Below are 19,124 nucleotides of genomic sequence, written 5' to 3'. Positions count from 1 at the left end.
GGAGGTTATATTGCGATGGCTACGTATCCTGATGAAACACTAGACAAGATCATCGAGAAGCAGATCAAGCGGTGGCAGGTGGACCAGAAGAAGAAGTACAAGAAACCGGTCCGTCCGGTGATCACCATTTCGAGGCTGCCCGGTGCCAATGCCTCGCAGATCGCAAAGCAGCTCTCGGAAGACCTGAAGATTGATGCTTTCGATCAGGAGATCATCGAAGAGATCGCCAAGAACACGAATGCGAGCAAAAAGGTCGTTGCAACCCTGGACGAGCAGGACAGCGGCATCGTGAAGGAGTGGCTCGCCTTCCTCTCGACGGAGCGCCAGGTTTGGCCCTATGAATACATCGAGCAGTTGACCCGGGTGATCAGCACCATCGGCGCCCACGGCCACGCCGTGATTCTCGGCAGGGGGGCCAGCTACATCCTGCCCAAGGAGGTATGCCTCCGCGTGCTGGTGGTCGCTCCGATGGAGATGAGGATCCAGAACGTGGCGAAGGCCTACGGCGTTTCCAAGAAGGCGGCCCAGAAGAACGTCATGCGGACGGAATCGGACCGCAAGGCCTTTATCCGCCGCTACTTCCATGCCGACATGCTGGATCCCATGAATTACGACCTGGTGATCAACATGGAAAACTGCAGCGTTCCCGTCGCCAAGGGAATCATCAAGGAGGCCTTCAACAACCGGAACTGGTACGATTTCTCCATCGACAAGATGAGACGGTAGGAAGCGGCCACGAGATTGACGGACTGAAAAAAACCTCCCCGATTCACAAAGCCGGTCGGGGAGGTTTTTTGTCGCGTGAAGTCCGGGACGGGAACCCGCCGGACAGCGGGGCCGCCGTATGCAGGTCAGGAAGCCAGCCGCTTCAGGAAAGAATCGCCTCCAGCCGGACGTTCTCTCTCACCAGGTCTTCCAGGATTCCGATCCTGACGGTGTCGTTCTGCATGAGCAGGGGCTCGATTCGATCGACCTGCCGGATGGAGGAAAGAAGGTCCAGGGACACGAGCAGCATGGGTATGCCCAGATCCCGGGCTCTCGTGACAAGACCCTCCGGCGGCTCCATGCCGCCCGTCAACAGGACGCAGGAGGTGTCTCCCTCGAGAGCGGCCTCGACCAGGTCGGGTCTGTTCCCGTCCGTCATGACCAGCTTGCCCGGTGCGGAAAAGAGGGGATGCTTTCTGGCCTCCGAGAGATCCATGGGCATGACGAGCACGTTTTCGATCAGCCGGCCCAGATGCTCCTCCCCGGTGAGAACGGTGGCGAAAAGGCGATCCGCCAGATGGTTGCCCGACAGGCAGCCGAGCTCCCTCCGCTCCGGGACAAGTCCCAGAACGGGGATCCCCAGCCGCTCGATGCGCGGCAGGAACACCTCGCGATAATCGTCCGGATCCTTGATCTTGTTGATGATGACTCCCGAGAGGGTGTCCTTTTCCGCCGCCAGGTATTTCTGAAGCGCCAGCAGGTCGTCCAGGCCGCCGTCTTCGCCCGACCCGTTCGCCACGAACAGGAGGGTTCCGTTCAGATAGCGCCTCAGGGAAAGGGAATCCAGGTGAATGGACAGGCCGTACGCCAGGCCTTTCCCCCCTTCGACAAAGAGATATTCACAGTCCGGCGAGACACCGTCGAGGATTTCCAGGACTTTTTCCCGGGCCGTCCCTTCATCGGCCAGATAGCCGAGCTTGGCGTGGCGAAACCCGACGGTGATGTCTTCCGCCTTCTCCTTCAAACGGAAGACCCTGGTGACCAGGGCTGCATCATAGTCCCAGAGCCTCTTTTTCCGGTAGAGAAGGCGATCCCCGAAAGGCTTCAGGTATCCGATCTTCTTTCCGATCGCTCCTGCGATCCCGACAATCATGCTCGTTTTCCCGTCACCCGCCGCCATCGACGCGACGACGATTCTCTTCATACCGTCACCTCCTGCATTCCATCCTCTTCGTATCGCCCCTTCGCGAACAGGAATCCACGGCCGCCGCCTCTGCCTCTCCGCGGGACCGTCACTCCCGGAAGGACATTTTCAACTCATAAACCCCCGCCAGGTTACGCTTCTCCATGATGAAGCCCCCCTTTTCGAAAACGTGCATCATGGGCTCGTTTTCGGCCAGGACCTCCGCAGTGAAGCCGAGCAAGCCCTGCCTCTTTGCCAGGTAGGTGAGGTAGGACAACAACTCCGATCCGATGCCGCGGTTCTGAAAGTCGTCGCGGATGGCGAAGGCCACCTCCGCCGTGTGGCTCGACGAGTCGATGAAATAGCGCCCCACGCCTACGATCTCTTCGTTATCCTCCGAGCCGACGATCGCCAGGATGGCCGTCTCCTGCGTATAGTCGATCACCACAAGCTCCTGGAGCCGCTCGTGGGGCATGTCCTTGCGGACCGAGATGAACCTGCGGTACAGGCTCTGATCGGACAGCGAATAGACGAAGTCCTTCAGCAGCGTCTCGTCACTGATCTTGATCGGCCGGAAAAAGATCCGCATCCCCTTCCGGGTCGTCCGGAAGGACTCCAGCTCCTCCGGATACATGCCCTGCTGGCCGGGGATGAAGGCCTGGTCCTTGTAAAGAATCCCCGCCTTCCTTCCCTCCTCGATCAGCTCGGCCCGGAACTTCGGATGGGCGATGGAGATCAGGGCCATGGCCCGTTCCCGGACGTTCTTTCCCTGGAGGTAGGCGATCCCGTACTCCGTGACCACGTATTCGATATCCGCCCGGATCAGGGTGGTCCCGGCCCCTTCACTGAGGTAGGGAACAATCCGGGACCTCGTCTCCCCGTCCGCCGTCGAAGGAATGGTCAGGATGCTCTTTCCCCGGGGGGACAGGGCCGTCCCCCGCATGAAGTCCGCCTGTCCCCCGACGCCGCTGTAAAACGTCTTTCCGATGGACTCGGCCGTCGCCTGTCCCGTCAGGTCGATCTCCAAGGCGCTGTTGATGGCCACCATGTTTTCCTGCCGGGCGATGATCAGCGGATTGTTCGTATAGTCGATGGTCCGGAACTCGATGGCCGGGTTGTCGTCGATGAACTCGTAGGTCTCCCGGCTGCCCATGCAGAAGGTGGCCACGGTCTTGCCGCGGTCGATCTTTTTCATGGTGTTGTCGATGACGCCCTCTTTCATCATCCGCACGATCCCGTCGTTGAGAAGCTCGCTGTGGACGCCCAGGTGCCTTCTCTCCTTCAGGTTGTCGAGAATGGAATTCGTGATGTTCCCGTACCCCACCTGGATCGTGTCGCCGTCCTCCACGAGCCGGGCGACGTACTGCCCGATCCGCTGGCTGATGTTCGTGTCGGCCTTGGGGGAGTACTCGAGAAGCGGCTCGTCGTGGTGGATCAGGAAGTCGATGTCCTCCAGGTGAAGCAGGCTGTCGCCGTGCGTCCGGGGCATGAAGCGGTTTGCCTGTGCGATGATGAGGGACGCGCTCTCCAGGGCGGCCTTGACGATGTCGACGCTGATGCCGAGGCTGACGTACCCGTGCTTGTCCGGCATGGACACCTGGATCAGGGCCACGTCGAGATGGATCATCTTCTTGCGGAACAGGCGCGGCAGCCGGGACAGGAAAACCGGCGTATAATCGGCCGCCCCCCGGTTGATGGCGCTCCGGGTGCTGTCGCCGACAAAGAAGGAGTTGTGCCGGAAGTTCTGCTTGAACTTCTCGTCGGCGTAGGGGGCTACCCCCAGGGTCATGACGTGCAGGATCTCGGCGTCGAAAAACGCCTTGGGATGCTCACGGGTGTAATCGGTCAGGCACTGGACGAGGTATTGGGGCTCCCCGCAGGCGGTTCCCACGAATATCGCATTCCCGCGGTGAATTCTGCCGAAGACCTCCTCCTCCGGGGCAAATTTGTCCGGGTAAAGCTTTTTCCACACCGCTGTCGGATCCGCCATTTTCGCTCCCTCCGCTCAGGGCATTACAGCCTTCCGTCCTCCAACGTGGAATATCCGGATTCCTCTGCAACCGCAGCGTTTCAATATCATGCTCTTTTTTTATACCAGAGACACCCCTTTTTTCCAATGAGCGATCCCGCTCCGTGGACAGCGGCCGGTCGGCGGCATGCCCCCACCCCGCCCGCCGGACCGTCGTCGTGGTTGCAGACGGAAGTTGAGTGTGGTTAAAATACCCCCGCCGACGGGGAATTCCTCCGGGAAGTCCTTGCGGGCGTCTTTGCCAGGCGGATGCCCCCGGCGGAGAGCGGGGCAATCATGGCCGTGCCCTTCCCCAAACGGCAGGGCTGCTTTCTTTCTTTTTTCCAAAGGGAGGTAACCATCGATGGACGAGAGAAACCGATCGTTTGAAAATCTCGACGCCATATTCTGGCCCAAATCCATTGCCGTCATCGGCGCCTCCTCCGAAACCGGAAAAGTCGGCCACGACATCTTCGCGAACATCCTCAAGGGCGGATACCAGGGCACCCTGTTTCCCGTCAATCCCAGGGCGAAGTCCATTCTCAGCGTCAAATCCGTCCCGGCAATCGGCGACATCTCCGACCCCGTCGACCTGGCGATCCTCGTCCTGCCGCCCCGGCAGACGCTCAAGGCCGTCCAGGAGGCCGTCGGAAAAGGCGTGCACGGCATCGTCATCGTCTCCGCCGGATTCCGGGAGGTCGGCGGCGAAGGGCTGGAGATTGAAAACCAGATCGTCGCCGTCTGCCGCGAGGCGGGGGTTCGCGTCGTCGGGCCGAACTGCCTCGGGGTGATCAATCCCGTCTCGACCATCCGGCTGAACGCCAGCTTCTCGGCCCGGATGCCGGCGGCGGGCCGCATCTCCTTCATCTCCCAGAGCGGCGCCCTGTGCACGGCCGTCCTGGATTTCGCCGCCGACCGGGATTTCGGTTTCTCCAAGTTCATCTCCATCGGCAACAAGGCCGACGTGGACGAGCTGGACCTGCTGCGCTACCTGCACGGGGACCCGGACACGTCCGTCATCATGCTGTACATCGAGGAGCTCAGGAGGGGGTCGGAGTTCATCGAGGCGGCCCGGGAGATCACCATGGGGAGGCACCCCACGCCGATCCTGGTCATCAAGTCGGGACGTACCCGCGCCGGGGCTCAGGCCGCGGCGTCCCACACCGGCGCCCTCGCCGGCACCGAGGCCGTCTACGACGCGATCTTCAAGCAGTCGGGCATCATCCGCGCGGACACGATCGACGAGCTCTTCGACTACGCCAACGCCTTCACGTACAAGCAGGAGAGCAGCCTGGGCAAGACGATGCGGAAGCTTCCCGCGGGGCGGCGCGTGGCGATCATCACCAATGCAGGAGGCCCCGGCATTATCGCCACCGACATGACGGTCTCCTCCGACCTCGAGCTTGCGCAATTCCAGCAGGAGACGGTGGACGAGCTCGCCCGGCATCTCCCCCAGACCGCCAACATCCACAACCCCGTCGATGTCATCGGGGACGCCACCCAGGAGCGGTATGAAAACGCCCTGCGGGCCGTCATCAACGACCCCGGCGTGGACGGGGCGCTGGTCATCCTGACCCCCCAGTCCATGACCGACTCCCTGGGCACCGCGGAGGCCATCGTCCGGGTCGCCCGGCGGTCGACCAAGCCCATCCTCTGCTGCTTCATGGGCATCATAGACGTATCCGCGGGGGTGAAGTTCCTCCAGGAACACGGCTATCCCGTCTATCGATTCCCGGAAAACACCGCCAAGGCCTTTGCCGCCCTGTTCAAATACGCCAACTGGCTCAATCGCGAACGCCTGCCGACGACACCGATCTGCCACGACACGGAAAGGGCCTCCCGGATCATCCGCGACAACCTGGCATCCGGCAGGACCTACCTGAGTGAAATCGAGGGGCTCGACCTCCTGGGCTGCTACGGGTTCCCGGTCCTGCCGACCAGGCTCTCGGACAGCGCGTCAAACGCTGCGGACATCGCTTCGGAGATGGGATTCCCCGTCGTCATGAAGGTCGTGTCGGATGAAATCATCCACAAATCCGACGCGGGCGGCGTCGTCCTGGGGATCGGGAGCCGGGAAGAGGCGGCGGATGCGTACACTCGCATCGTCGAGGGCGCAAAGACCTTCAACCCGGAAGCGAACATCCGCGGCGTCCTGGTCCAGAAAATGGCCGGCCGGGGAGAGGAAGTCATCATCGGAGTGCAGCGCTATTCCGCCGGCCCCCTGATCATGTTCGGGCTGGGCGGCATCTTTGTCGAGGTCTTCCGGGACGTCGTCTTCCGCCTGGCTCCCATAGACCGGGACGAAGCCCACCGGATGATCCACGAAATCCGCGGTTACAAGCTCCTGACGGGCTTCCGCAGGCGCCCCAGGGCGGATATCGAGGCCGTGGAGCGGATCCTGGTCAGCCTCTCCGACATGGCGGTCCGGCATCCCGAGATCCGGGAGCTGGACATCAACCCCCTGCTGGTTCATGGGGAAAAAGAGGGAGCGACGGTCGCCGACTGTCGCATCATTCTGGATGCGAAGACGGGCGGGGCGGGGTAGAAGGAAACATCTCCATTCAATGAGGAGGGAATGGAAGACTTTAGCAGAAGTTTGAAAAGCGGCACCGGAGTGGAAGGAGTCCCCCTGCTGAAAGGTTTTCGTCCTATGTCGCTTTTTTTCGGCAAATAACTGTTCGGGAAGATCCTAACTTTTACAACCAATTTCATATTTAAATATGCTTAATAATTTCTCTATACGTGTTCGTTAGATTCAGAATAGTTACGTGATCATAAATTTCATAATCTGCAATATGTCGGTCTTCTATTTGAAATTGTGAATAGAATCGTCCATCTGTAGTCACCATAGATGAGCCTTTATTTTCGTCAAATTGATCAAATGTAATGTCGATAATGATGTTGCTTTTTTCTAACCAGACATGAGAACCATAATGATCGTTTCGTCCCAAGACATATTCAAATTCACCGCAACCCTGTTCTGATAAGAATCTTGCTAATAGATAGGAGGCATCCCCACAGGCACCCCGAGGGAATGTCTGAAGAGTCGTACAAAGAGAACTGCTGTCACACGCAAGAATAGCACGCCGAAATATCGTTACTAATGATGACAACTCTTCCTTAACATTGCCTGTAATCAATTAGTTGGAAAGCCTCCATCCTATTATTGCACATACGCTAAATATTTTGCTTTCAAAACACGTTGCACAAGCTGCCTTGCCTCATCAACAGCCACACTGCTATTCAGTATTCCTTCATGTACTAACTCGTTTCGTAGACAATAGAAATATTGGGCTTTTTCTGCGAGAAGCTCTGCTTCTTCATCTCTTACTTGTTGTAGAGTAGATAAAACCATTTCATAGATCTGCTTTCTGATACTACCTCGCTTACTCGGCTGAGGCCTCAGAACTTCTAAAGCCATAATTAATGTCAAGAATCGAGCATTTCGAGAAGCTTCTGTGAAATAGGCTCTGTAAAGCTCAAGGGCAAGACGCAAGAAATTGTCATTTATAAGTTCATCGCTATGTGGAAAAGATAATCCTTCAGCAATGCATGTTAGCATAGTTGAAGGTGGTGTAATTGCAATGCCAATTGGCGCATAACCAGTTAAGATAGAGAGCTTCTTATTTGATGGGAAAACGGCGGGGCGGGTTCCATCAAGTGAGCCATGAAGCGGACCCCGTATTGGAATTCTGTATGTCTTACTAACATTCTCAGCTGCCTTTATCGGATCGTCAGTATAAAATACTTCTTTTGTGGCAAGAATAGCATTGACCGATATTCCACGATTTAAAAGCAACCACATAAATCCGGCCCATATTCTGTTAATATGCCTTTCGGCTTCTGCCTCTGTTAGAAAACCCTTGATTGTCAAAACAAAATAGGGATCCAAATTTTCCAGTGAATACAACAACTCACCGATATTTATAGACGCAATATCTTTACCTAATGATTGATCTTCCTGTGGAATACGAAAAGGAAATCTTAATGTATACATAGTTTACTATTCAGATTCTTGAAGATCATATCTAAAGACAGATCATGGATTCAAATTCATCTACTCAATTGGCAGATTAGTCGCCCGGACCTCATCTATTCTCTCATCTAGTGAGGTCAGTAATCTTGGCCCTACGTCAATCGCCCAATCCGCACTACGCTGGTCAACAGTTGCACCGTGTACAGCAGCATTTAGCATATTTATCATGTCAGAGAGAATAGACCTTTCCTCACTGGTCAGTATGTCATGTTTAGACAATGCCCTTAGTGATTCACCGATACCCATAACTTTGTTTCGTTTCAAGCCTGCAACCTCAGAAAGCAGAGATAATCTCTTTTCTATCTCGATTCTCAAGCCTGCAAGAGCGAGATTATGATCTTGTCTTGCAATTGACTGAAATGAAAATATTTCTTCTTTTTTAGTCGGTTCCGCCGCAAGAAGGCCAGCAGTATCAGCACGAGAAGACACCTTTTGCAGATCCTGAAATTCCATCTTCCATCCTCCAGGTAACTCAAACGACTTGATAAGAGGGGCCAGCCACGGCAGAATAGCGATAATTAATAAAACAAGTGTAACAACATCTATCGCTAAATAAGGCCATATGAGGTGAGCCAATGCCAATAGGAGAGAAATCAAGGTTATAATATAACGAAGACGTTTCAAGGGAAAACCTTCACCATTTACCTTTTCATGTTGATTCATTTTCTGAATCTCCTAACACAGAAGTAGTGGTTTCCCATTCAACAAATCTTGCTCTTCGTATTTTATACTATTTTTATAAAGAGTAACCCCCTTTCATTACACATAAATAATTATGCATCAGCGGGGTTTATTTCAGTACGGTCGAATTTAAATTTATTTACAAATAGATTATCGGTGAAGTCTGTCAAAAGCGCACAGAAAATATAATATCCTTGGAATATGCGTGTATCTATATAAATTAACTTCCCTTGGTCTATGATACTGGAAGCATGTATAATTCTATGTCGAATCTGCGCCAGTTCATCCAAAAATGACAGAGGATTTCTAAATACATTTCCCATAAAATTAAGCTCAAAACCTTTGAAATGTTCCATCAGGTCACTAGCCCTATAATTTAGCTCAAAGATATGATTCATTTTCCCAATCTTCGCATCCCATTTTCCTCTCATCATAATATCCAATGATTTTCCCAAAATATCTTCTGTTTGTCCAATTTCCTTAAATGATCTCTCGATCAGTTCAAACAAATATGTTTCTAATGAACCGTAGAGCATCACAAATATTTGGCGACAAAGAACATCAACATCACTAGCAAGTCCACTTAATAACACTCTAGCAGGTAGAATTAAAGATCTCCCATCGGAGGATTGTATTCTCATCGGTGTATCAGGACTTAATCCACGTTGAGTGATCAGACGATTTTCATATATTTTCTTGCATTCTTTTAGAGCCCATTCTGAACTCATAAAGAATCGTAATATTTGATTTGATCGCTTGAACCACAATCTTCTCTGATCTGTACAGAATGTTGATGGAAGTACATAGCTATCCCCTGCGAAAGGATCTTTTATCATACCCATGGGATTCTCTTTATCCTTCATATAGGGCCTCTTATTCTTGGTGCTGATAACTTTCGTTCGTCCGAATTATTCGCACATTTTTTGATTCTGTGATGAAAAAATAACGATGAATGACTTACAAAAGACAAGAAGCATGAACGGAATGATTGTAGCCCTTATTATGGCACCCCCTATGCCATGACTGACAACCACGGAAACGGAACCAAAAAAATCCAACAGAGTCAAGCCATAATGTAATTTTTCTGACTGGGGAGGTGGTCTAAAACCGCCCAGTTTAAACCAGCCCCACAACTCCTTCCCTGACTTTCCTTCCATCTGCGGTATCCTAAAGACGCCTAAACTTTTGGACTGGTAAATCAACCAACAGTGGACTTTATGTCGACGCCATAACGCAAAATTGCCGTCGGATGCAGGGATACGGCAATACCCCAGAAGGCTTCTTTGGAGCCTCGGCACATCCGATGGCTCTTTTCGTTTATGGGGGTTCAGTATGGACGAACAGAGTCAACAGCGGTCGGAGGTATTACAGGATCAGATGTCGGCAACGGTAGAGAAAAAAATGGTCACCCGCCGAGAGGATCAGGAAACACAGATGTCCACCCAAGGGAGAAGATAATTGATCGATCAGAAATCCCGGCCGCCATTCTTCACAGCGATGATGCCAGGTGCTGCATGGTGAAATCTCGGGATTGTATAGGCAGACGTTGACATTGAAAGGAAAGGGATTCATATAAGACGCACATTGAAGCGTTGAGGGGTGCGATGATCAGCCGGATACACTTCCATGGCCCATGGATGGCGAACGGTAGCAGGCAAGAAAAAAGGGGTTACGGCATGACCCGTAACCCCTTGACGTTCATGGTAGGCGGTACTGGATTTGAACCAGTGACTTCTACCGTGTGAAGGTAGCACTCTCCCACTGAGTTAACCGCCCGTGAGGGCGTTGTATGTAATCCAAGGAGGTTCTTTTTTCAAGAAAAAAAAACGAGGGAGGAGACAATGCATCCACTGTCGCGGCTGTTCTACCCGGAGCGAGTCCTGATCTACGGAGTCTCCGACTCACCCAGCAACCTGGCCAAGTTCACGGCGCTGAACCTCGAGACCTTCCGCTTCCCCGGGCGGATGGAACTGGTCGGCAAGGAAGGAGGAACGTACCTCGGCCGGCCGATCCACGGGAGCATCGAGGAGATCGAGGGCTCCCCCGACCTGGCGGTGCTCCTGATCCCGGCACGATCGGTTCTCCAGGTCCTGGAGGACTGCGGACGGAAAGGCGTGTCCTTCGCCGTCGTCCAGGCCGCCGGGTTCAGCGAATACGACGAGGAGAAGAGCGACCTGGAAGACCGGATCCGGGAGGTTCTGCGCCGCTACGGGATGCGCCTGATGGGCCCCAACTGCATCGGCACGGTCAACCTGGACAACGGCCTCCTCCTGCCCTTCTTCCCGGTCGAGCCGGATGCCGTCATGAAAGGGCCCGCCTCCGTCATCGCCCAGAGCGGCGGCGTCGTGATGGACAGCATCCGCCTGCTGACGCTCGAGAACATCGGCCTGAACAAGGTCCTCAGCATCGGCAACAAGCTGGACCTGAACGAGTGCGATTACCTCTCCTTCTTCCTGGACGACCCGGAGACCCGCATGATCGGCCTCTACCTGGAGCACGTCTCCGACGGCCGCCGCCTCCTGGAGATCGCCCGGACCGCCCGGAAGCCCATCGTCGTCCTCAAGGCCAACCGGACACCGGCCAGCCGCGAGATCGCCAAATTCCACACGACCGCGCTGGCGGGGGACGACGAGGTCGCCGAGGCCGCCTTCCGGCAGGCGGGGATGCACCGGGTGGAGACCCTGGGCGAGATGATGGAGGTCTTCAAGGCCTTTCTCCTGCCCCCCATGGCGGGCGACCGCATCGGCGTCCTCTGCCGCTCCGGCGGCCAGGGCGTGGTCCTGGCGGACGCGGTCGGCCGCGCCGGATTCCGCCTGGCGCAATACTCCGATGCGGTGTACGACACGATCCGCCGGGAAACCCGGGCGGGGGTCATCCGGATGACGAACCCCCTGGACCTGGGAGACGTCTTCGATACCCGCTTCTACATCCAGGTGCTCGAAAAGGCCCTGCAGGAGCCCGGTGTGGACGGCGTGGTCTTCGGCCTGACCTACCTGCACAGCGCGCACATCCCCGAGACGCAGGCGCTCATCCGCTTCGCCCTGGAGCTGCAGGAGCGCTACAACAAGCCGGTGGTCATCTACGTGATCGCCAGCCGGAAGTTTCACTTTACCCTGAAGCAGACCTGCAGCCTCCCGCTCTTTTCGGACGCCCGGCAGGCCCTCTCGGCCCTGGCGGTCTCCCGCCGCTTTCACCTGCGCCTGCAGGAGATCGATCGCCAGCCGCGGGAAACCGTTTTCTTCAGCGTTCCCTCCCTTCCGGCGGAAGGCCCGGATCGCTTCCTGCCCCCGGAGGAGGCCTTCCCTCTCCTGGCTTCCTGCGGAATCCCCCACCCGCCGTTCACCGTCGCCGGGAATCGCCGGGAGATCGTGGAGGCGGCTCGGAGCATCGGTTATCCCGTAGCCCTGAAGACGGCCGACCCGGACGTGCTCCACAAGACCGAGACTGGCGGGGTGCGGCTGAACCTGGAGGATGAGCAGGCCCTGGAAGAGGCCCTGGACGGAATGGCCGGCCCCTGGCTGGTGCAGAAAATGGTGCCGCCGGGCCGGGAGGTCATCGTGGGAGGCAGGCAGGACCGGGAATTCGGCCCGCTAGTCGTCTTCGGACTCGGTGGAATCCTGACGGAGGTCCTGCGGGACGTGGCCTTGCGGGTGGCGCCGCTCACGGAAGAGGAGGCGGGATCCCTGATCGGGGAGACCCGGGGGGCGGCCCTGCTGAAAGGATTCCGGGGGGAGCCGCCGGCGGACCTGGATGCCCTGCGGAAACTGATTGTCGCGGTCTCCCGTCTCCTGGCGGATCACCCGGAGATCCGGAACCTCGACATGAACCCGGTCCTGGTTTACGGGGAGGGCCGGGGATGCTGTGCCGTGGACGTGAAGATTCAGGTGTCCCCGACGCGGACGCCCGGGGCCGTCAAATCGCCGTAGAACTCGATGCGGCGGTCGTCCAGGAGTACGTTGTGGGCGTTCAGGCGCTTGTCCCGGACAGCGGCGACGTCAATCGCAGCGCTCCCGATCTCCTCCTCGCCGGCTCCGGCCCGATAGAGGAGATTGGCCTGGGGACCCGTGATCTGGCTGCGGCCCGTGTAGAGGCAGAACTTCCCGCCCCGCTTCTCCGATCCGATACGGTTCGCCGTCACGGCGTAGAGCCGGTTTTCCAGGCAGCGGGTGATCATGGCGTCCTGGCAGAAGGGCAGGACGAGGTTGGCGCAGTGGGCCACCACGTCGGCCCCTTTCAGGGCCAGGATGCGCATGGACTCGGGGAAGAACCAGTCGAAGCAGATCATGATCCCGACCCGGCAGGAGCCGATGTCGTAAACCGTGAAGGGCCGGTCGCCCGGGTCGAACCAGAGCTTCTCCTCGTGGAAGAGGTGGATCTTCCGGTAAGTCTCCACGGAGCCGCCGGGAGATACCAGGACGGCAGCGTTGTAATATTTCCGCCTGCTCCGCTCGATCAGCCCCGCCACAATGTGGACGTTCCGCTCCGCGGCGACCTCCCGCAGGGCCTCCGTCGTCCTTCCCTTCGGAACCGTCTCGGACAGATCCCGGACCTCTTCCTTGGAGGTGAAGAGGTATCCCGTGTTGAACAGCTCGGGAAGGACGATCAGGTCCGCGTCGCAGCGGCGGATCATCTTCACGGCCCGCTCGACGTTCCCGTCCACGTGGCCGAAAACCGGCTTGGTCTGAACAAACCCGACTCTCATGATTCGATTCCTCCCGAATGTCCGTGAATCGCCGCCGGCGTGCAACCCCTGACCGGGCGACAGGAGCGATATAGCACAGGGGGCGCCGGTACAAAACAGAAAAGCCGCGGCACGGGGCCGCGGCTTTTCCTATCAGGCCACCGGTCGCGCCCCGTCCTTCCCGGCCGGGACGCGCCGTTGGAAACTATGGTTGACGGTTACAGCATCTCGTAGATCGCAGCCGCACCCATGCCGCCGCCGATGCACATGGAGACGATGCCCCGTTTCGCCTTCCGGCGCTTCAGCTCGTGGAGCAGCTGCGCCGTCAGCTTGGCGCCGGTGGCTCCCAGGGGATGCCCCAGGGCTATGGCGCCGCCGTTCGGGTTGATGTCGCCTGACCAGTAGCGGTCCTCGATCCCGACGATACGGCAGGACGCGATTGCCTGAGAGGCGAAGGCCTCGTTGATCTCGAAGACATCGATGTCCTTCGCGGTCAGGCCCGCCATCTTCAGGACCTTGGGAATCGCGTAGGCCGGGCCCATGCCCATCTCCTCGGCCTTGCAGCCCGCCACTGCAAAGTAGCTAAGCTTGGCCAGGGGCTTCAGCCCCAGTTCCTTGGCCTTCTCGGTCGACATGAGCAGGGAGAACGCCGCGCCGTCGGTCATCTGGGAGGCATTGGCCGCCGTGATGACGCCGCCCGCCTTGAAGGGCGACTTCAGCTTGGCCATGTCCTCCAGCTTCACGGGCCAGCGCACGCCGTCGTCCGTGTCGAAGACGACCTTCTCACGGATCCGCTTCCCGTTCTTGTCCCTCTTGTACTTGAAGGCCTCGATGGGAATGATCTCTTCCTTGAACTTGCCGGCCTTGATGGCCTCGTAAGCCCGGCGGTTGCTCTCCACGCCCATCTTGTCCATGTCTTCCCGGGAGACGTTGTAGCTGACCGCCACGTTCTCCGCGGTGATGCCCATGGAAACGTACACGTTGGGCTGGCCGCCGTCGAAGTTCCAGTCGGGGTTCGGGCGGAAAATGCTGCCGCCCATGGGGATGTGGGACATGGTCTCACAGCCGCCGGCGATGATGATATCGGACCAGCCGGCCCGGATCTTCGCCGTGGCGTCGGCGATGGACTGCACGCCCGAGGAGCAGAAACGGTTGATCGTCATGCCGGACACGCTGATCGGCAGTCCGGCACCGATGGCGAGCACCCGGCCGTAGTTCATGCCCTGCTCGGCCTCCGGGAAGGCGCAGCCGACGATCAGGTCGTCCACGTCTTCCGGCTTCACCGCGGGGACCCGGGCCATGAGGCCCCGGATCACCTGGAAACCGATCTCGTCTCCTCTCGTTGCGGCAAGGCCGCCCCTCTTATAACGTCCACCAGGACTTCTGACCGCTTCGACAATCACAGCATCAGTCATGATATTCCTCCTTAGGATGCGCGGGCGAAGGCGCCCGCGTCATTGTTGAAATTGCTACTAGTTCCGGAGCGGCTTGCCCGTGGTGAGCATGTGCATGATCCGGTCCTGGGTCCTTTTCTCGCCGCAGAGGGAGAGGAAGGCTTCCTTTTCGAGATCCAGGATTTCCTGCTCCGTAACGTACGTCCCTTCTGCACAGTCGCCGCCGGAGAGGATGTAGGCAACCTTCCGGCCGACATGGACGTCGTAGTCCGATGCATAGTTGCCGTGGCGCATGTTGTACAGGACGCCGTTGGCCATCCCGCGGAAGTTCTCGCCCATCACGGGAATAAGAGCCGGCCGCGGCGGTTTGTAGAACATGGACAGGCCGAGAACGACCTGCTTGGCGTCCCAGAGCTGCTGATCGCGGTTGAGGCTGATGTTCTCGGTCTTGCGGATGTACCCCAGCTCCATGGCCTCCATGGCGCTGGTGGCGACCTTGGCGGTTCCGATGTTCTCGAAGGCCTTGGCCATGTGGAACTGCAGGTTGAGGCCCGCTTCGACGACACCGTCGGGAAGACCCTCGGTTACGCGGACCAGGATTTCCTTGCATCCGCCGCCCGCGGGGATCACGCCGACGCCGACTTCCACGAGGCCCATGTAGGTCTCCCCGCAGGGCTGACAGCGGGCGCCGTGCATGGCGATCTCGCAGCCACCGCCCAGGGCCAGTCCGGCCGGGGCGGTGACAACGGGCTTCCCGAGGTACTTCATTCTCATGTTGGCGTTCTGGAAATTCGCGACCAGCGCTTCCAAGACGTCCCAGTCACCCTGCTGGATGGCCAGGAGGACCTTGAAGATGTTTGCACCGGCCGAGAAGGCCCGGGGATCGTGGTTGCCGACGACCATGCCGAGGAAGTCCTTCTCGACGATGTCGCAGCTCGTGTTGATCATCTCGATCACGCCGTCATCCACGGCATTCATCTTCGTGTGGAGCTCGAGGCAGGCCACGCCGTCACCGATGTCGATGAGGCTGGCTGAGGCGTTCTCCGCCACGACCTTCTTCTGCTCCTTCAGGCTGGGCAGGAGGATGATTCTCGGGTTCTCCTCCAGCTTGACGTAGCCCTTCTTGGCGAAATCATAATAGTACAGGCCGTCCGTCTTCTTCGCGTAGAAGGACTCGCAGCCCGCTTTGAGCATGTCTTCGATCTTCTTGGGCACCTTTTTGCCCATCTTCTTCATGGCGTCCACGGCATTGCGGACACCCACGGCATCCCACGTCTCGAAGGGTCCGAGGGCGTGGTTGTAGCCCCACTTCATGGCGTTGTCGATCTCGACGACGCGGTCGGCGATTTCGGGAATCCGGTTCACCGCATAGATGAAGTTGTTGCAGAGGTATTCCCGGATCAGGTCCGCGGCCTTGTCCTTCCCGCTGAAGACGATCTTCATCGATTCGGCAATGCCGAGGTCGGAGGCCTTCTTGGCCTCACTGACGGACGCGTACTTGGGCTTCGTGGGCGCCACGTACTCGAGGGAATTGTAGTCCAGCACCAGCTTGACCTTCTTGCCCTTCTCGTCCTTGGTCTTCTTGTAGAAACCCTGCTTGGTCTTGTTGCCGAGCCACTTCTTCTCCATCATCTTGTCCATGAATCCCGGCGGGATGAAGAGGTCCCGGGACTCATCGTCGGGCACGGCGGCATGGAGGTTCTTCATGACGTGGTAGCCCGTGTCGAGGCCCACCAGGTCCAGGGTCCCGAAGACGGCGGTGCCGGGACGGCCGACGGCCTTGCCGATGACGGCGTCCACTTCCTCCACCTTCAGGCCCTTCTGGACCATCAGAGCGACGGCGTTGGAGATGTCGAAGACGCCGATGCGGTTGCCGATGAAGTTCGGGACGTCCTTGCAGACCACGACACCCTTCCCGAGGACTTCCTCGCAGAATTTGATCATGAACTCGACGACTTCCTTCTTTGTCTCCTTGCCGGGAATGACCTCAAGAAGCTTCATGTACCGGGGCGGATTGAAGAAGTGGGTGCCCAGGAAGTGCTCCTTGAGCTTTTTGCCGAAGTTGGCGGTGATGTCTTTGATGGGAAGGCCCGAGGTGTTCGTCGTGACGATGCAGCCGGGCTTCACGATTTTTTCGACCTTGGCGAACAGGTCCTGCTTGATCTTCAGGTTCTCAACGACGACTTCGATGACCCAGTCCACGTCAGCCAGCCACTTCAGGTTGTCCTCGAAGTTGCCGATCTTGATCATGGAGGCGTTTTTCTTGGAGTAAAAACTCGCCGGCTTGGATTTCGTGACGCCGGCCAGCCCGCCTGCAGCAAAGCGGTTCCGCCAGGCGGGACTCTTCTCGGTCAGCCCGGCCTTCTTATCGGCTTCGGTGAGCTCGAAGGGGACGATGTCGAGCAGACAGCACTCGATCCCCGCGTTGGTCAGGTGGGCGGCAATGGTGGCCCCCATGACCCCGGCTCCCAGAACAGCGGCTTTCTTGATCTGATATGACATGTCTTTCCTCCTTGTGAAAATCGGTAGAGCGGAACGTTATGCCGAGAAGCACTCGTCGGCGATCTCGATGGGCACCTTCTCCCCTTCCTTGATGAGATCGCAGCGTGCCTTGACCGTCGAGAGCATCTCCACGGCAAAGAACTTCGCCGACATGATCTTTCCCTGGTAGAAGGCCACATCGGGATTCGTGTGCACCAGCGCACGCTGCTTCCCGACGGTATCGGCGCCGTTCGCCTCGTACAGGGCGGCCAGCTTCTCTTCCGCGATCAACGCTCCCTGGGTGAGCAGCCAGCCCAGGACCACGTCCCCGAAGATCTCCAGGTAGGTGGAGGCGTTCAGGACGGGCAGCAGGAAGCTCGAGCTCTTGCCGTAGCCTGCGAAGGCCATGGTCAGGTCGATCAGGGCGTTCCCCGCTATTTCCAGCTTGCCGGCGTATTTGGCCAGTTCCTTGGATGCCTTTGCCTTGCCGATGGTCGCCATGATCTCGCCGGCCAGGTTCATGACGTTCGCGCCCTTGTTGGCGCCCAGCTTGCGTCCCACCAGGTCGAGGGCCTGGATGCCGTTGGTTCCCTCGTAGATGGCGGCGATCTTGACGTCCCGCATGTACTGCTCCACGGGGTATTCACTGCAGTAGCCGTAACCGCCGAAGGCGTCGACGGCCTTGGAGCAGACCATCAGCGCGATGTCGGAGGAGAAGGCCTTGCAGATCGGGGTCAGGAGTTCCAGCATGCCGAACCACTTCTTGGACTCCGCACCTTCCGTCACATGGGACATGTCCAGGCAGAAGGAAGCGTAGAGGTTCAGGGCCCGGAGCCCCTCCACGTAGGATTTCATCCACATCAGGTCCCGGCGGATGTCGGGATGTTTGATGATGGGAACGGCCTTGGCGTCGGGATTCTTCATCTCCCAGACGGGGGTCATCTGGATGCGCTCACGGGTGTAGGCCAGGGCCTGCTCGAAGGCTGCCGTGGCGTGCCCCAGGGACTGCATGCCCACTTCCATCCGGGCCTCGTTCATCATCTGGAACATGACCCGCATTCCCTCGCGCTCCTTGCCGAGGAGCTCGCCGATGCACTTTCCGTCCTCACCGAAGTTCAGCGTACAGGTGGCGCTGGCCTTGATACCCATCTTGTGCTCGATGTTTCCCGTTTTGACGTCGTTGAATTCACCCATGGAGCCGTCGTCGTTCACCCGGTACTTGGGAACGATGAAAATGGAGATGCCCGCCGTCCCCGGGGGGTCCCCTTCGATGCGCGCCAGGACGGGATGGACGATGTTTTCGGTCAGGTCGTGATCGCCGCAGGAGATGAAGCATTTTGTCCCGGTGATGAGGTACTTGCCGTCGGGAAGGCGCTTGGCGCTCGTCTTCAGGGCGCCGACGTCGCTGCCTGCGCCGGGCTCGGTGAGGCACATGGTGCCTCCCCACTTGCCTTCATACATCTTGAACATGTACTTGTTCTTCTGCTCCTCCGTCCCGAATGTCTGGATCAGGGCGGCGGCGCCGTTGGTCAGGCCTGGATACATCCAGAAGGCGAAATTGGACGCCGAGATGAGCTCGGAGCAGGCGTTGCCGATCACGTGAGGCACTCCCTGCCCGCCGACCTCGGGGTCGCGAATCATGGCGAGCCATCCGCCTTCGCAGTATTTCTTGTATGCATCGTGAAAGCATTTCGGAACGAAGACTTTGCCGTCTTTGAAGGTGCAGCCTTCGTGATCCCCTTCCTTGTAGGTGGGCTCGATGACGTTGGCGCAGAGTTTCTCCGCCTCATTGAGCATCATCAGGATGTCTTCCTTGGAGAAAGCAGAAAACTTCTCGGTGGCGAACAGCTTTTCAATCCCGAGCTGTTCGAAAAGGACAAACTGCTGATCTCTCCCGTTTACCAGCTTGCTCATAACAACCTCCTTCCCAAATGTCCGTTACGTTTACCAATGAC

At 57.8% G+C, this 19,124-nt stretch carries 13 protein-coding genes and 1 tRNA gene; 3 read left to right on the top strand and 11 right to left on the bottom strand.

Annotation, left to right across the window (positions count from 1 at the left end):
* Window positions 1–15: 15 nt before the first annotated feature.
* Window positions 16–726 carry a cytidylate kinase-like family protein gene (locus PLO63_03295; GenBank protein HOI73152.1) on the top strand — a complete coding sequence of 237 codons (711 nt, stop codon included), beginning with the start codon at window positions 16–18 and terminating at the stop codon, window positions 724–726.
* A 142-nt stretch (window positions 727–868) separates the two neighbouring features.
* Here the strand turns inward: PLO63_03295 and PLO63_03290 are convergent, their stop codons facing one another.
* Both PLO63_03290 and PLO63_03285 read right to left on the bottom strand, forming a co-directional pair.
* Window positions 869–1,909, bottom strand: a complete 1,041-nt coding sequence (locus tag PLO63_03290; protein ID HOI73151.1) for an AAA family ATPase — start codon at window positions 1,907–1,909, stop codon at window positions 869–871.
* Between the two features lie 88 nt (window positions 1,910–1,997).
* Window positions 1,998–3,878 carry a GNAT family N-acetyltransferase gene (locus PLO63_03285; GenBank protein ID HOI73150.1) on the bottom strand — a complete coding sequence of 627 codons (1,881 nt, stop codon included), beginning with the start codon at window positions 3,876–3,878 and terminating at the stop codon, window positions 1,998–2,000.
* Window positions 3,879–4,260: 382 nt separating this feature from the next.
* Here PLO63_03285 and PLO63_03280 point away from each other — a divergent pair, with 382 nt between their 5' ends.
* Window positions 4,261–6,441 carry an acetate--CoA ligase family protein gene (locus tag PLO63_03280; GenBank protein ID HOI73149.1) on the top strand — a complete coding sequence of 727 codons (2,181 nt, stop codon included), beginning with the start codon at window positions 4,261–4,263 and terminating at the stop codon, window positions 6,439–6,441.
* Between the two features lie 169 nt (window positions 6,442–6,610).
* Here the strand turns inward: PLO63_03280 and PLO63_03275 are convergent, their stop codons facing one another.
* The 5 genes from PLO63_03275 to PLO63_03255 form a co-directional block, all read right to left on the bottom strand.
* Window positions 6,611–7,036: a hypothetical protein gene (locus PLO63_03275; protein ID HOI73148.1), complete on the bottom strand. Its 426-nt coding sequence runs from the start codon at window positions 7,034–7,036 to the stop codon at window positions 6,611–6,613.
* A gap of 23 nt (window positions 7,037–7,059) precedes the next feature.
* Window positions 7,060–7,893, bottom strand: coding sequence for a HEPN domain-containing protein (locus tag PLO63_03270; GenBank protein HOI73147.1), 834 nt, complete (start codon window positions 7,891–7,893; stop codon window positions 7,060–7,062).
* A 60-nt stretch (window positions 7,894–7,953) separates the two neighbouring features.
* Window positions 7,954–8,595 carry a hypothetical protein gene (locus tag PLO63_03265; protein HOI73146.1) on the bottom strand — a complete coding sequence of 214 codons (642 nt, stop codon included), beginning with the start codon at window positions 8,593–8,595 and terminating at the stop codon, window positions 7,954–7,956.
* Window positions 8,596–8,705: 110 nt separating this feature from the next.
* Window positions 8,706–9,476, bottom strand: coding sequence for a HEPN domain-containing protein (locus PLO63_03260; protein ID HOI73145.1), 771 nt, complete (start codon window positions 9,474–9,476; stop codon window positions 8,706–8,708).
* A gap of 838 nt (window positions 9,477–10,314) precedes the next feature.
* A tRNA-Val gene (locus tag PLO63_03255) sits at window positions 10,315–10,389 on the bottom strand.
* Window positions 10,390–10,454: 65 nt separating this feature from the next.
* On the opposite strand from PLO63_03255, the gene PLO63_03250 reads away from it, so the two are divergent.
* Window positions 10,455–12,539, top strand: coding sequence for an acetate--CoA ligase family protein (locus tag PLO63_03250; protein ID HOI73144.1), 2,085 nt, complete (start codon window positions 10,455–10,457; stop codon window positions 12,537–12,539).
* Here the strand turns inward: PLO63_03250 and PLO63_03245 are convergent.
* The 4 genes from PLO63_03245 to PLO63_03230 form a co-directional block, all read right to left on the bottom strand.
* Entirely contained in the window at window positions 12,494–13,315 is an 822-nt protein-coding gene (locus tag PLO63_03245; GenBank protein ID HOI73143.1) for a nitrilase-related carbon-nitrogen hydrolase, read from the bottom strand. The two genes, PLO63_03250 and PLO63_03245, sit on opposite strands and share 46 nt — an antisense overlap.
* A gap of 197 nt (window positions 13,316–13,512) precedes the next feature.
* The gene (locus tag PLO63_03240; GenBank protein ID HOI73142.1) at window positions 13,513–14,709 is read right to left on the bottom strand and encodes a thiolase family protein; all 1,197 of its coding nucleotides are present in this window, start codon (window positions 14,707–14,709) and stop codon (window positions 13,513–13,515) included.
* Window positions 14,710–14,766: 57 nt separating this feature from the next.
* Window positions 14,767–17,190: a 3-hydroxyacyl-CoA dehydrogenase/enoyl-CoA hydratase family protein gene (locus PLO63_03235; protein HOI73141.1), complete on the bottom strand. Its 2,424-nt coding sequence runs from the start codon at window positions 17,188–17,190 to the stop codon at window positions 14,767–14,769.
* A gap of 36 nt (window positions 17,191–17,226) precedes the next feature.
* Window positions 17,227–19,083: an acyl-CoA dehydrogenase gene (locus PLO63_03230; GenBank protein ID HOI73140.1), complete on the bottom strand. Its 1,857-nt coding sequence runs from the start codon at window positions 19,081–19,083 to the stop codon at window positions 17,227–17,229.
* Window positions 19,084–19,124: the final 41 nt, after the last annotated feature.

Source organism: Syntrophales bacterium, from assembly GCA_035363115.1.
Classification (GTDB): domain Bacteria; phylum Desulfobacterota; class Syntrophia; order Syntrophales; family PHBD01; genus PHBD01.
This window is presented reverse-complemented; position numbering and strand designations above follow the sequence as displayed.